Origin of the sequence: Pseudomonas sp. B21-017, from assembly GCF_024749245.1 — a bacterium.
Classification (GTDB): domain Bacteria; phylum Pseudomonadota; class Gammaproteobacteria; order Pseudomonadales; family Pseudomonadaceae; genus Aquipseudomonas.
This window is the reverse complement of the sequence record NZ_CP087194.1, coordinates 6,035,114-6,048,136: the sequence shown is the minus strand read 5'-3', so window position 1 is coordinate 6,048,136 and position 13,023 is coordinate 6,035,114. Positions and strand designations below refer to the sequence as shown.

General features: G+C 59.5%; 13 protein-coding genes. 9 read left to right on the top strand and 4 right to left on the bottom strand.

Going from position 1 to position 13,023, the window contains the following annotated elements:
- The first annotated feature begins 28 nt into the window (after nt 1-28).
- From epd to fba, 5 genes are all read left to right on the top strand, one after another.
- Entirely contained in the window at nt 29-1,096 is a 1,068-nt protein-coding gene (gene epd, locus LOY28_RS27525) for an erythrose-4-phosphate dehydrogenase (RefSeq protein ID WP_064620897.1), read from the top strand.
- A 17-nt stretch (nt 1,097-1,113) separates the two neighbouring features.
- Nucleotides 1,114-2,277, top strand: coding sequence for a phosphoglycerate kinase (locus LOY28_RS27520; protein WP_007937921.1), 1,164 nt, complete (start codon nt 1,114-1,116; stop codon nt 2,275-2,277).
- Between the two features lie 34 nt (nt 2,278-2,311).
- On the top strand, nt 2,312-2,533 hold the full coding sequence (locus LOY28_RS27515; RefSeq protein WP_064620894.1) for a hypothetical protein: 222 nt from the start codon (nt 2,312-2,314) through the stop codon (nt 2,531-2,533).
- A 56-nt stretch (nt 2,534-2,589) separates the two neighbouring features.
- Nucleotides 2,590-2,922 (top strand): MliC family protein, encoded by a 333-nt coding sequence (locus LOY28_RS27510; protein ID WP_258612778.1) that lies wholly within the window; start codon nt 2,590-2,592, stop codon nt 2,920-2,922.
- A 295-nt stretch (nt 2,923-3,217) separates the two neighbouring features.
- Nucleotides 3,218-4,282, top strand: coding sequence for a class II fructose-bisphosphate aldolase (gene fba, locus LOY28_RS27505; RefSeq protein ID WP_064620888.1), 1,065 nt, complete (start codon nt 3,218-3,220; stop codon nt 4,280-4,282).
- A 94-nt stretch (nt 4,283-4,376) separates the two neighbouring features.
- Here fba and LOY28_RS27500 read toward each other — a convergent pair whose 3' ends face one another.
- Both LOY28_RS27500 and LOY28_RS27495 read right to left on the bottom strand, forming a co-directional pair.
- Nucleotides 4,377-4,739 carry a DUF6124 family protein gene (locus LOY28_RS27500; protein ID WP_258612777.1) on the bottom strand — a complete coding sequence of 121 codons (363 nt, stop codon included), beginning with the start codon at nt 4,737-4,739 and terminating at the stop codon, nt 4,377-4,379.
- A 522-nt stretch (nt 4,740-5,261) separates the two neighbouring features.
- Nucleotides 5,262-5,930 (bottom strand): polysaccharide lyase family 7 protein, encoded by a 669-nt coding sequence (locus LOY28_RS27495; RefSeq protein WP_018928757.1) that lies wholly within the window; start codon nt 5,928-5,930, stop codon nt 5,262-5,264.
- A gap of 319 nt (nt 5,931-6,249) precedes the next feature.
- Between LOY28_RS27495 and LOY28_RS27490 the strand changes: the two genes are divergently transcribed.
- From LOY28_RS27490 to LOY28_RS27480, 3 genes are read left to right on the top strand one after another with little or no spacing between them, the layout of a single operon-like run.
- Complete coding sequence (locus tag LOY28_RS27490; RefSeq protein ID WP_018928758.1) at nt 6,250-8,373, top strand: bifunctional diguanylate cyclase/phosphodiesterase; 2,124 nt, start codon at nt 6,250-6,252, stop codon at nt 8,371-8,373.
- Between the two features lie 45 nt (nt 8,374-8,418).
- Nucleotides 8,419-8,910 (top strand): M48 family metallopeptidase, encoded by a 492-nt coding sequence (locus tag LOY28_RS27485; RefSeq protein WP_258612776.1) that lies wholly within the window; start codon nt 8,419-8,421, stop codon nt 8,908-8,910.
- A 31-nt stretch (nt 8,911-8,941) separates the two neighbouring features.
- Nucleotides 8,942-9,238, top strand: coding sequence for a helix-turn-helix domain-containing protein (locus tag LOY28_RS27480; RefSeq protein WP_007937940.1), 297 nt, complete (start codon nt 8,942-8,944; stop codon nt 9,236-9,238).
- A gap of 52 nt (nt 9,239-9,290) precedes the next feature.
- On the opposite strand, the gene LOY28_RS27475 is transcribed toward LOY28_RS27480, so the two are convergent.
- Entirely contained in the window at nt 9,291-9,743 is a 453-nt protein-coding gene (locus LOY28_RS27475; protein ID WP_086944427.1) for a GNAT family N-acetyltransferase, read from the bottom strand.
- 256 nt (nt 9,744-9,999) lie between these two features.
- Between LOY28_RS27475 and LOY28_RS27470 the strand changes: the two genes are divergently transcribed.
- Complete coding sequence (locus LOY28_RS27470; protein WP_018928760.1) at nt 10,000-10,737, top strand: ABC transporter substrate-binding protein; 738 nt, start codon at nt 10,000-10,002, stop codon at nt 10,735-10,737.
- A gap of 61 nt (nt 10,738-10,798) precedes the next feature.
- Here LOY28_RS27470 and yccS read toward each other — a convergent pair whose 3' ends face one another.
- On the bottom strand, nt 10,799-12,982 hold the full coding sequence (gene yccS / locus LOY28_RS27465) for a YccS family putative transporter (RefSeq protein ID WP_086944428.1): 2,184 nt from the start codon (nt 12,980-12,982) through the stop codon (nt 10,799-10,801).
- Between the last annotated feature and the right edge of the window lie 41 nt (nt 12,983-13,023).

Here is a 13,023-nt window from a genome sequence, read left to right as displayed (position 1 = left end):
TTCGTCTGCCGCGACTATCGAGAACCCCATGCCTCAACCGCGTCCTTACAAAGTTGCACTCAACGGCTACGGCCGAATTGGTCGTTGCGTCTTGCGTGCGTTGTTTGAGCGAGGCTCGACGGCTGGGTTTGAAATTGTCGCGATCAACGATCTGGCCGATATGGCCAGCATCGAATACCTGACACGCTTCGACTCCACTCACGGGCGGTTTCCCGGTGAAGTGAGGGTTGAGGGCGATTGTCTGCATATTAAGGGCGACTGCGTGAAGGTCCTGCGCAGTGCCACCCCCGAAGGCATCGATTGGGCGTCGTTGGGCGTTGATCTGGTGCTGGAGTGCTCCGGCGCTTATCACACCCGTCAGGATGGCCAGCGTTTTCTCGACGCCGGTGCGCCACGGGTGCTGTTTTCCCAGCCGATGGCCAGCGAGGCGGATGTCGACGCCACCATCGTCTACGGCGTGAACCAGGATTGCCTGACCGGTGACGAGCTGCTGGTGTCCAACGCGTCCTGCACCACCAACTGCGGCGTGCCGCTGTTGCGCCTGCTGGATCAGGCCATTGGTCTGGAGTACGTGTCGATCACCACCATCCACTCGGCGATGAACGATCAGCCGGTGATCGACGCCTATCACCACGAAGACCTGCGCCGCACCCGTTCGGCGTTCCAGTCGGTGATTCCGGTGTCCACTGGTCTGGCGCGAGGCATTGAACGCTTGCTGCCGGAACTTGCCGGACGAATTCAGGCCAAAGCCGTGCGGGTGCCGACGGTTAACGTGTCCTGCCTCGATATTACGATGCAGACCGTAAGCGATACCGACGCCACCGAGGTCAACCGGATTCTGCGCGAGGCCGCCACCCATGGCCCGCTCAAAGGCCTTCTGGCCTACACCGAGTTGCCTCACGCCAGTTGTGATTTCAATCATGACCCCCATTCGGCCATTGTCGATGCCAGTCAGACCCGCGTTTCCGGCCCACGGCTGGTGAACATCCTGGCCTGGTTCGACAACGAATGGGGTTTTGCCAATCGAATGCTGGACGTTGCAGAGCACTATTTGCAAGCCGCTACTACTCCACAATCTGTCTTTCAAAAACAGTAACCCAGGAATTGCGACCCATGACCGTGTTGAAGATGACCGACCTCGATCTGCAAGGTAAGCGCGTACTGATCCGCGAAGACCTCAACGTCCCAGTCAAGGACGGTGTTGTCACCAGCGATGCGCGTATCCTGGCTTCGCTGCCGACCATCAAGCTGGCCCTGGAAAAAGGCGCGGCAGTGATGGTCTGCTCGCACCTTGGCCGTCCGACCGAAGGCGAGTTCTCGGCCGAGAACAGCCTCAAGCCAGTGGCTGACTACCTGAGCAAGGCCCTGGGCCGTGAAGTGCCGCTGGTGTCCGATTACCTGGGCGGCGTCGACGTGAAAGCCGGCGACATCGTGTTGTTCGAAAACGTGCGCTTCAACAAGGGCGAGAAAAAGAACGCCGACGAACTGGCCAAACAATACGCCGCTCTGTGCGACGTGTTCGTAATGGACGCTTTCGGCACCGCTCATCGCGCCGAGGGCTCGACCCATGGCGTGGCCAAATTCGCCAAAGTCGCCGCTGCTGGCCCGTTGCTCGCCGCCGAACTGGACGCACTGGGCAAGGCCCTGGGCTCCCCGGCCCAGCCAATGGCCGCCATTGTTGCCGGCTCCAAAGTGTCGACCAAACTCGACGTGCTCAACAGCCTGAGCCAGATCTGCAACCAGCTGATCGTTGGTGGCGGCATCGCCAACACCTTCCTGGCCGCTGCCGGTCACCCGGTTGGCAAATCGCTGTACGAGCCGGACCTGCTGGACACTGCCCGTGAAATCGCGGCGAAAGTCAGCGTGCCATTGCCGGTGGACGTGGTGGTCGCCAAGGAGTTCGCTGAAAGCGCGACGGCGACTGTCAAGCTGATCGCCGACGTGGCTGCAGACGACATGATCCTGGACATCGGCCCACAGACCGCGGCGAATTTCGCCGAGCTGCTGAAGTCGTCCAAGACCATCCTGTGGAACGGCCCGGTGGGCGTGTTCGAATTCGACCAGTTCGGTAACGGCACCAAAGTGCTGGCCCAGGCCATCGCGGAAAGCTCGGCATTCTCCATTGCCGGCGGTGGCGACACCCTGGCGGCCATCGATAAATATGGCGTTGCCGAGCAAATCTCCTACATTTCTACCGGCGGCGGCGCGTTCCTCGAATTCGTCGAAGGCAAAGTGCTGCCGGCCGTTGAAGTCCTGGAAAGCCGGGCCAAGGCCTGAGGCCGCTCATTTGACCAGGCAAAGGAGTGTTCAGATGGTCAGGACATTAATGCTGTTGATCGCCGCGGGTATGCTGGCGGCTTGCGGGAGTAACCCGAAAGCCACGCCGGAGCCCGCGCCATCCGCGTCGGATAAAGGCTGCTACCAGGCTGACTGGCAAGCGGAAACCAACCCGGTGATCAACAAGCGGTCCGGGCCCGATGGCCTGGACAAATACGAGACGCAGACCCCGACCAAGGAACATGGCTGCCCTTGACGGGTCTGACTCTTTACTCAGGGCTGGCGGCATGCGCCGTCAGTCGAGGAACATGGATGAAAGGTTTTATCGCCGTTTCGGCGCTGGTATTGCTGGCAGGTTGTTCGAATTTCGACCTGTTCAAGCCTGCCGAATCAACGGACAACTGGACCACCTGGACCTGCGACAGCCAGGCCAAAGTGCTCTGGCGCTACACTGATGTGAGCCGCAAGGAAGTCGATGTTCGTTTGGGCGGCGCCGACCAGGTCTACCGCCTGAAGCTTGAACCGGGTGCCGAAGGTTCGCTGTACAGCAACGACATGCTGGCGTTTCACGTAAAAGGTGAGGAAGGCCTGGTGTACTGGGTCGCCACCAATGATTTGATCGGCCGCGGTTGTAAAGCGCAGTAACAACGCCGATCGCAGGACTATTGTTGTGTCGAGGGAGCTTGCTCCCGCTGGAGCGCGAAGCGGTCCCAAAGCCAGTCGATTTGGTGTTTCAGAAGGACCGAGTCGACGGGTTTACGACTGCTTCGCAGCCGAACGCGAGCAAGCTCGCTCGCCACAGGTTCTTCGTTACGCACAGGTTTTTGTTGTACCGAATTCGCAGCCCGGGCCAACCCCCGATCTGCAATAACTTGAATAGCCGCCGCCGCTACGGCAGGCTGGCACGATTAACGACCCTCAACCGGGAGAGACACACACAATGGCACTTATCAGCATGCGCCAGATGCTGGACCACGCAGCCGAGTTCGGCTACGGCGTTCCAGCCTTCAACGTCAACAACCTTGAGCAGATGCGCGCCATTATGGAAGCCGCTGACAAGACTGACTCCCCGGTGATCGTCCAGGCTTCGGCCGGTGCTCGCAAATACGCTGGCGCCCCGTTCCTGCGTCACCTGATCCTGGCGGCCATCGAAGAGTTCCCGCACATCCCGGTGTGCATGCACCAGGACCACGGCACCAGCCCTGACGTCTGCCAGCGTTCCATTCAACTGGGCTTCAGCTCGGTGATGATGGACGGTTCCCTGGGCGAAGACGGCAAGACCCCGACCGACTACGACTACAACGTTCGCGTTACCCAACAAACCGTGGCCATGGCTCACGCCTGCGGCGTCTCGGTGGAAGGCGAGCTGGGCTGCCTGGGTTCGCTGGAAACCGGCATGGCCGGTGAAGAAGACGGCATCGGCGCCGAAGGCGTTCTGGATCACAGCCAAATGCTGACCGACCCGGAAGAAGCCGCGGACTTCGTCAAGAAGACCCAGGTCGACGCCCTGGCCATCGCCATCGGCACCAGCCACGGCGCCTACAAGTTCACCAAGCCACCTACCGGCGACGTGCTGGCCATCGACCGCATCAAGGAAATCCACAAACGCATCCCGAACACCCACCTGGTGATGCACGGTTCGTCTTCGGTTCCGCAAGAGTGGCTGGCGATCATCAACCAGTACGGCGGCGACATCAAAGAAACCTACGGCGTACCGGTTGAAGAAATCGTCGAAGGCATCAAGCACGGCGTGCGCAAGGTCAACATCGATACTGACCTGCGTTTGGCGTCCACCGGTGCGATGCGTCGCCTGATGGCCACCAACCCGAGCGAGTTCGATCCGCGTAAGTTCTTCGGCGCGACTGTTACTGCGATGCGTGACGTGTGTATTGCGCGTTATGAGCAGTTTGGTACTGCCGGTAATGCTTCGAAGATCAAGCCGATTTCGTTGGAAGCGATGTTCCAGCGTTACCTGAAAGGCGAGTTGAACGCTAAGGTTAACTGAGCCTGAGCGTTAAGCTGCGTTGATAAGAAACCCGCCGAGAGGCGGGTTTTTTATTGGAAGAAAGTTTGCTCGCCTTGCACCAACCGAGCCGCGATTACTCCTTCGGTTCGACGTGATCCAGCGCCTGATTCACCGCCAGTTCACCGAGCATGACCACTTGGGCAATGCCCAGCAGGGTCTTGCGATGTGAGGTTTCCAGCAGCGCGGCGAAATTATTGAGCATGAGGGTGGCCGAGCCGAGTGTTTCGCTGGCGTTGGCCAGCAGGGCTTCGGTGTTGTACTTCGGGTTGGCGAGGTACATGGGCTCGGGTTCGTGGGTGGAGGCCATGATTTTGGCGGCCGGGTTGAGGTAGTGGTCGAGGGCTCGTTCGGCGGCTTCGTGGAGTTTTTTTGAATCGGGGGATACGTAGGGGGAGGCCGGGTCTGTGACCGGCGGATGCGGCGTTGATTTAGTCATTTGCTCGAAACCTGATTGGAGTGCCCCTCTCTGGCTACTAATCAAAGTGGAGGCAACTGTACGCAGGTTAGTAGACCGGGGTTTCGAGCAAGCCGGCGCACCCGAAGGTGCCCTGCGCACAGTTACCATCAAGCGCAGGAATCGAAATCCCTGACTGACAGATGCTTGTGCACCAAGCTCGAAACCACGGGCTACTAAACCCGATCACTGCGAATCAGTGACACGAATCAAGTTACCGATGGCCTCCCAGGCGCACAAGTCGGCGGATTCTGGCGTACCCGTAGGCGGTGACGCAAGCCGTTGTAGGCCTCATGAAGTAACGCTGAGTGTCTTTAAACGTGGGCGTTTAAGTGGGGCTGATGCCGGTCAGTGAAGAGATGGAGTTGGACATAAAGAACCTGTGGCGAGGGAGCTTGCTCCCGCTGGGCCGCGAAGCGGCCCCCAAAAAGAGGGTCTGCTGCGCAGCCCAGCGGGAGCAAGCTCCCTCGCCACAAAGGGTGGATTCCTGCGGTCTTTCAGGGATTACGTATTGTGATCGATATCCAGATGGCTGAACGTCACTTCCCCGCCTTCAGTGGTGTACCCGGTGTTGTCCTGCACATAAACCCCGGCCTTGAAATACAGCGGCTTATCACGCCACATCGTGCTGATGTCGGTGTCCCATTGGTACCCCGCCGCACTGATGCCCAATGCACCGCCTGGGCTGAGGTGGATGAGGTAGGAGAATTCCTGATTGAGTTTCACGCCGGTGGCGATGGTGATGACCCGGGCGGTGTCGTCGTCGGGGTGCATGCGGACTTTGGCGACGATGTTGCCGGTCGAGGTGGAGGTTTTGTATTGATACTCGACCTTCACCAAGGGCTTCTGGCTCTTATAGGCGTGAATCTGACCAATGACGATCTTGCCCGAACTGGGCACCTGGCTGACCGAGAGGGTGGCACGCAGGGTGTTGTCCGCGTCAGGGTAGTACCAGTTTTTCAGCGTGCCGTTGCTGTAGGTTTCGCGCAGTTCGGTGCGCGGGTAGATCGCATTTTCGGTTTTGGAACCGGTGACCGGGGACCAGAAAAACAAGGTACCGGTGTCGGAGTGGAAGTATTGATCCTTGAAGCCGTCCACCAGCTTGGTGGTTTCGACAGTGTACGGCGGGCTGCCGACGGGAACACTGAGGTTCCAGGTTGCGAGATCGATCATAATTCAAGCTTCCACTTTTTTACTGCACGTGCGTGCCAGAAGCTCTAGCTCGCGCCTTCGGGTGGGTCTTTATAAGCGTAGAAGGCCTCTTTGTTAATGCCCTTCTGGCAGATGATTGGCGTCAACAACCTGTCGAAATGCCATCCTTCCCGGTTTATAAGGCCTGCAGGGCTGACCGTTAGTCGGCTATATGAAACTTTACCGAAGTGATGGGATACGAGCGGCTTCTGCTTTAAGGGATCCGGGTCTAGAGTGAAGTCGCAATAGGTGACCGGTTTTAACAAAAGGCCGGCCTGAGGCCCCGAAAAAGAGATGCAGCATGGAATGCGCACAATCTAAGCCAGCTGAAGGCAACTCAATCCTGTTAATTGTTGATGATTACCCTGAAAACCTGATTAGCATGCGCGCGTTGTTACAGCGCCAGGATTGGCAGGTCATGACCGCGGCTTCCGGTTTTGAAGCCCTTGGCCTGTTACTCGAACACGATGTCGACCTGGTGCTGCTGGATGTGCAGATGCCGGGCATGGACGGTTTTGAAGTGGCGCGCTTGATGCGCGGCAGCCAGCGAACCCGTCTTACGCCAATCATTTTTCTTACCGCCAACGAACAGTCCCAGGACGCCGTGATCAAGGGCTACGCCAGTGGCGCGGTGGATTACCTGTTCAAGCCGTTCGATCCGCAAATTCTCAAGCCCAAAGTCCAGGCGTTGCTCGAGCACCAGCGTAATCGCCGTGCCTTGCAGCGGTTGAGCCATGATCTGGAAGTCGCCCGGGCCTTCAATGCCTCGGTGCTGGATAACGCCGCCGAAGGCATTTTGGTGGTGAGTGAGGACGGGCTGATTCGCTTCGCCAACCCGGCGATGTCTCGCTTGCTCAATGCCACGGTGAACGACCTGCAAGGCAAGGAGTTTCTGGATTTCCTGCAAAAACCGCACATTCCGATCTGGGCCGATTCCGAGTTGTTTGCCGGTTACAAACGCGGTGAAACCCTGCGCTTGCACGATGCGCTGCTGCGTACCGCGCCCGGCCAGCAAGTGCCGGTGGCGTTGTCTTGCGCGCCTTTGCCCGCCGAACAACATGCGATGGTGGTGACGGTGCTGGACATGTCGGTGGTGCGCCATCTGCATCAGCAGTTGGAGTTCCAGGCGGTGACCGACCCGCTGACCGGGCTGCTCAATCGCCGGGGTTTCTACCAGACCGTTGAAAACCTGCTGCTGCGCGGCGAACGTTCCGACAGCACTTGGGTGCTGTTGTACCTGGACCTCGACGGCTTCAAGCGGGTCAATGATTCCCTCGGCCACGATGCCGGCGACCGGGTGCTGCGTTGGGTGTCCGAGCAGTTGAAGGCGTGCCTGCGGCCCTTCGATATTCTGGCGCGGATGGGGGGCGATGAGTTCACTGCGTTGCTGGATCTTGAGCTCCCCGAGCAGGCGGCAAAGATTGCCGAGAAGCTCATCGAGCGGGTGTCGATCTGTCAGCAGATCGAAGGCATGGACATCGCCTTGGGTGCCAGCATCGGCATCGCCACTTATCCCGATTGCGGGTCTAATCTGGACGGGCTGATGCGCGCCTCCGACATTGCCATGTACGAAGCCAAGCGCGCCGGGCGTCAGCAATATCGCTTCTACGATCACGAAATGAACGGCCGGGCACGCTCGCGGCTGATGCTTGAAGAGAGCGTGCGCACGGCCATCGAGAACCGCGATTTCAACCTGGTGTATCAGCCCCAGGTGGCGATTGCCGATGGGCAGATCCGCGGGTTCGAAGCGTTGTTGCGCTGGCAGCATCCGAGTGTCGGCGATGTACCGCCGGGGCTGTTTTTGCCGTTGCTGGAAGAGGCGCGGTTGATCAGTCGCCTGGGTAGCTGGATTTATCATCGCGGGGCCAAACAGCGCAAAGCCTGGGAAACCTTGTTTGCCGAAGATCTGGTGCTGGGCGTCAGCTTGAGTAGCACCCAATTCGGGTTGCCCAACCTGGTCACCGAGCTGCGTCAGGTGCTGGAGCGCCATGGCCTGAAGCCGCAGCAGCTGGAAGTCGAGGTCACGGAAGAGGCCTTGATGTCTAACCCCGACGAGACCCGCAAACAACTGCGTTTGCTGCGCAATCTGGGGGTACGGGTGGCGCTGGATGACTTCGGCTCCGGGGCTTGTTCGCTGGCGCATTTGCGCGACCTGGAACTGGACACGCTCAAGCTCGACCGGCATTTGATCGCCCGGTTGCCAGGGTCCGAACGGGATGCGGCGCTGGCACGCAGTGTCATCGATTTGTGCAACCGGTTAGGGCTGCTGGTGATCGCCGAAGGGGTTGAAACGGTGGCGCAGTATGAGTGGCTGCAAGCCAACGGTTGCCAGTATGTGCAGGGTTTCCTGGTGGCGCGGCCGTTGATGGCCGAGGATACCGGTCACTTTGTCGAGCCGTTCGACTGGGGCGCGCTGACGAGTTGAATTCGCTACACTGGCAACCTTTTCGTGATGCGTGTTGCCGCTCCAATGACTGTGTTGAAATACCTCCAGGCTTATCCTGCCGCGTTGCAGGACCAGGTGCGCAAACTGATCGCCGAAGGTCGGCTGGGCGATTACCTGAGCCAGCGCTATCCAGAAAAACACGGGGTGCAGAGCGACAAGGCGCTGTACGCCTATGCCCTGGACCTCAAGCAGGAATACCTGCGTAACGCCCCGGCCATCGACAAGGTGTTGTTCGACAACCGTCTGGACCTGACCCACCGCGCGCTCGGTCTGCACACCGCGATCTCACGGGTGCAGGGTGGCAAGCTCAAGGCCAAGAAAGAAATTCGCATCGCCTCGCTGTTCAAGGACGCGGCGCCGCAGTTTCTGAAGATGATCGTGGTGCATGAGCTGGCGCACTTCAAAGAGTCGGATCACAACAAGGCGTTCTACAAGCTGTGCGAGCACATGTTGCCGGGGTATCACCAGGTGGAGTTCGATTTGCGGGTATACCTGACGTGGCGGGATATGCACTGAACAAATCTGCTAATTAATCGGGAGCGCATGGATGGACGTGAGCAAGACCAAGAGCAGCTTCTACCGCCGATTGTACGTGGCGTACCTGATCGACAGTGGGCTGGCCAGTAACGTCCCTGCATTGACCGAGGTGACCGGCATGCCCCGACGCACGGCTCAGGACACCATCGCGGCGTTGGCGGATCTGGATATCGTTTGTGAATTCGAGCAGGAAGAAGGCGCACGTAACCACGCGGGGCGCTATCGGATTCGCGAGTGGGGGGCGATTGATCGGGGGTGGATCGAGCGTAATCTGCGGCAGATCAAAGCGGTGCTTGAATACCCCTGAATTCCCGACCCCGATCATTCCCACGCAGAGCGTGGGAACGCTCATAGGGGCCTCAGGAACGGCGCATCCCGATATGCGGAATCTGATCCTCGAGGTATTCCTCACCCACCACCACAAACCCGTACCGCCCGTAGTACCCCTGCAAATGCGCCTGGGCCGAGAGGTAGATCGGCACCTCGGGCCAGTGCTTCTCGGCCTGTTTCAACGCCTGGCTCATCAACTCATGCCCAAGCCCGGCACCGCGTGCCTGGGGTGCAATGATCACCCGGCCAATCACCACGTCGCCGCCCTGCAATTGCGGGTCGAGCAATCGCAGGTAGGCCACCAGCCGATCCCCGTCCCAGCCCATCAAATGGCAAGTGTCACCTTCCAGGTCCTGGCCATCGATGTCTTGATAAGCGCATTTCTGCTCGACGACAAACACTTCGGCGCGCAGTTGCAAAATGGCATACAGCTGCTCTTTACCCAGATCGCTGTGGTGTTTGCAGACCCAATCGATTGTCATCTTCACATTCCTTGAACAACGTTGTTCCGATACTAAGCGCCCTGAGGCGGGATGTCTTTATCGCAGGGAATCTGTGATAAAGACCAAAATGCCATCATTCATTTCTCGCGAAGTTGTCTTCTTTGTGTAATCTGCGATGAAGCGCTGTGCAATGGCCTCAATGAGCTAATGTTAGGACCTGGGTTCGCCGGTAGAGGAATCTTGGAGTTTTGGCTGAAAAACACGTCGGGCAGCCCGCCCGCTAAGGATTTCTGGCATGCCGCGGTTTCATCGAGCGTTTGCTTTGATCGGATTGCTGTTGCTGACACAGGCCGAGGCTGCGGAAAAGCTGCGTCTGGTCGCCGATGCCTGGCCACCCTTTACCGACGCCACGCTGGTCAATGGCGGTGTGGCCACGGACATCGTCAGCACCGCGCTGGCCCGGGCCGGTTACGCCAGCGATTTCGAACAAGTGCCGTGGGCCCGGGCCTTGTTTGGGGTGGGCGAGGGACGTTACGACGTACTGGTCAACACCTGGTACACCGACGAGCGCACGAAGCTGGGGCAATTTTCCGGCGAGTACCTGCTCAACCGCGTGCGCTTTCTCAAGCGCAAAGACACGCCAATCGAATACAACAACCTGCAACAACTGCACACCTACCCGATAGCGGTGGTACGCGGTTATGCCTATTCGCAGGAATTTGATGAGGATGTGTCGTTGCAGAAAGTCCCGGTGCATAATTTCGCCATGGCTGTGCGCATGGTCGCGGCCGATCGGGTCAAGCTGACTTTGGAAGACGAGTTCGTCGCCCGGTATTACCTGGCGCGGGAATCACCCAAAGTGCGCAATGCCGTGGAGTTCCTGCCCAAGCCGTTGAGCGAGAACAGTCTGCATATTCTGGTGAGCCTGAAGAACCCGGAGCATGAACAGATCGTCGCCGGTTTCGATCGCGAGATTGCGGCGATGAAGGCTGACGGGAGTTATGAGAAGTTGCTCAGGCAGCATGGGATGTAATCTGAAAGGCCTGCAGTGTCCGAGCTGAAGCCTTCGCGGGCAAGCCCGGTCGCTGCACATTTCAGGCTTCGTTAGTGTCCTTGATCAAATGCGCCGCCAACGTCCGCAACGGCCCCAGTTGCCGACAGATCAACGCCAGTTGTGTCTGTACCAGCCGCTGGCCTTCATCGATTTCATCCGGCATCTGCTCAAGCGCATTGGCCAGTGCTTCTTCCTCATCACTCTGAATCGCAATCGGCTGTTTGCTCGCCAGGCCCTGGGCAATGTCGTCGAGGCTGGCGGCCACGCTCACGCCCGCACCGTCGATCAGGTGCTCGCGCACATCCGACGGCAGTTGGGTTTCACGGTGTGCCCCAAGCCCCGACAAATAGCTGAGCAGGGTGTGCGATAGCACCAGGAATCGGAACCCGACATCGGCTTCCTTACGGAAGTGCCCCGGCTCCATCAGCATGTTGGCCAGTGTCGTCGACAACGCCGCGTCGGCATTGTGCGCGTTACGTCGGGCCAGGCGGTAAGCCAGGTCGTCGCTTTTACCGGCGGCGTATTGCTGCATGATCTGGCGCAGGTAAATGCTGTTGCAGGTCAGGGTATTGGCCAGCACTTTGTTCAGGCGTCGGCCCTGCCAGTCCGGCAGGAACAGGAATACCGCCAGGCCGGCGATCAGGCTGCCGAGCAAGGTATCGAACAGTCGCGGCAGAAGCAGCCCGTAACCGTCGCCCACCTGGTTGAAGCAGAACAGCACCATGATCGTAATGGCGGCTGTCGCCAGGGTGTAGCGGGTGGTGCGGTTGGTAAAGAACACCACCCCGGCGACGATGGCGAAGCTCGACTGGATCAACGGGTTGGGGAACAGATCGAACAGCGCCCAGGCCACTGTCAGGCCGATGGCGGTGCCGATGATCCGTTGGCCCAGTTTGCGGCGGGTGGCGCCGTAGTTCGGCTGACAGACAAACAACGTGGTGAGGATGATCCAGTAACCTTGCGAGGGGTGGATCAAATGCACCATCGCGTAGCCGATGCTCAATGCCAGGGGCAGGCGCAGGGCGTGGCGGAATAGCAAGGACGTTGGCGTCAGCTGCGTGCGCAAGCGAATCCACACATCCTTGAGACTGCGTGGCGAACGGTCGAGCAGGCTGCTGTCGGTGGCGTCTGCAAGCGCATCGGGGTTGCTGGCGTCGCTGAGCAAACGGTCGAGGGTGCCGAGGTTGGCGGCCAATGCCCGCAACGAGCGCAACAGACCACGCCAGGCCGGATTGCTCTGGATGCGCAGGTGTTCGAGGGAGGCGTGCAGGTCGCTCAGGGCTTCGGCGAAGCTGGCGTCATAGATGAACGGCTGGCGCATCTGGATCGATTCGGCCAGCGCGCGGCACACCTTGCCTTGTTGGCGCAGCAGGCGCTGACAGCGGAACAGTACGTCGCTGTGGAAGAACGCCTCGGCCAGCGCGTTGTAAGGGTAGTGCGAGGAGCTGGCGCGCTCGTGGATGTCCTGGGCGAGGAAGTACAGCTTCAGGTAACGGCTGAGTTTCGCCCCCGGCCTGCCATCGCCGACCCGGTGCAGAATGATTTCCTTGGCGGCGTTCAGGGCTGCCACCACCCGACCGTTCTGCTGGGCCAGTTCCAGGCGGCGCGCTTCCACGTCCAACTGCCGGATCGGTTCGAACAACGACGATTTCAGTTTCAGGTAATAACCCAGTTCACGGAACAACCGCGCCAGGCTCTGTTGCACCGGCTGGTTGGAAAACAGCACCTGCCACAACACCGAGAGCAAGCCATACCACGCCGCACCCGCCACCAGCAGTACCGGCTCGTGCCAGAAATCAGTGACTGCGCCGCCGCGCTGGTCCACGCCGATCATGGTGTAGACCGACAGAATCAGCGTCGCTGACGCAATCGCGCCATAACGCTCGCCCAGCGCGCCGAGCATGGTCAGGCAGAAGCTGGCCAGGGCAAAGGCGATGATAAAGAGGATGGGGTAGGGGAAGAGCAGTTCGACGGACAGGGCGGCGACCATAAAACACACCAGCGTCACGGCCAGTGCGTTGAGGCGGCCCTGCCAACTGTCGTCGGTTTCGGCCAGGGCGCTGGCGATGATCCCCAGGAACAACGGGATCAGCAGCCCCATTTGATCCTGAGACCAACACAGCGCCATGGTGCCGGTCAGGGCGATGAATACCCGAACGCTGTAACTGAATTTATCCAGCGCCCAGAGGCGACGCAGAGACTGCCGAAATGTGGTCGATGACATGAAGTGCGAAGGCCTTCCGAGGCAATGACGCTAAATTGAGC

Bases quoted from the DNA above. Each gene is read 5' to 3' on its own strand.
- LOY28_RS27490 (WP_018928758.1), top strand. From the start codon at position 6,250: ATGGAATGCGCACAATCTAAGCCAGCTGAAGGCAACTCAATCCTGTTA.
- LOY28_RS27470 (WP_018928760.1), top strand. From the start codon at position 10,000: ATGCCGCGGTTTCATCGAGCGTTTGCTTTGATCGGATTGCTGTTGCTG.
- fba (WP_064620888.1), top strand. From the start codon at position 3,218: ATGGCACTTATCAGCATGCGCCAGATGCTGGACCACGCAGCCGAGTTC.
- LOY28_RS27520 (WP_007937921.1), top strand. From the start codon at position 1,114: ATGACCGTGTTGAAGATGACCGACCTCGATCTGCAAGGTAAGCGCGTA.
- LOY28_RS27475 (WP_086944427.1), bottom strand. From the start codon at position 9,743: ATGACAATCGATTGGGTCTGCAAACACCACAGCGATCTGGGTAAAGAG.
- LOY28_RS27480 (WP_007937940.1), top strand. From the start codon at position 8,942: ATGGACGTGAGCAAGACCAAGAGCAGCTTCTACCGCCGATTGTACGTG.
- LOY28_RS27515 (WP_064620894.1), top strand. From the start codon at position 2,312: ATGGTCAGGACATTAATGCTGTTGATCGCCGCGGGTATGCTGGCGGCT.
- LOY28_RS27500 (WP_258612777.1), bottom strand. From the start codon at position 4,739: ATGACTAAATCAACGCCGCATCCGCCGGTCACAGACCCGGCCTCCCCC.
- LOY28_RS27495 (WP_018928757.1), bottom strand. From the start codon at position 5,930: ATGATCGATCTCGCAACCTGGAACCTCAGTGTTCCCGTCGGCAGCCCG.
- yccS (WP_086944428.1), bottom strand. From the start codon at position 12,982: ATGTCATCGACCACATTTCGGCAGTCTCTGCGTCGCCTCTGGGCGCTG.
- epd (WP_064620897.1), top strand. From the start codon at position 29: ATGCCTCAACCGCGTCCTTACAAAGTTGCACTCAACGGCTACGGCCGA.
- LOY28_RS27485 (WP_258612776.1), top strand. From the start codon at position 8,419: ATGACTGTGTTGAAATACCTCCAGGCTTATCCTGCCGCGTTGCAGGAC.
- LOY28_RS27510 (WP_258612778.1), top strand. From the start codon at position 2,590: ATGAAAGGTTTTATCGCCGTTTCGGCGCTGGTATTGCTGGCAGGTTGT.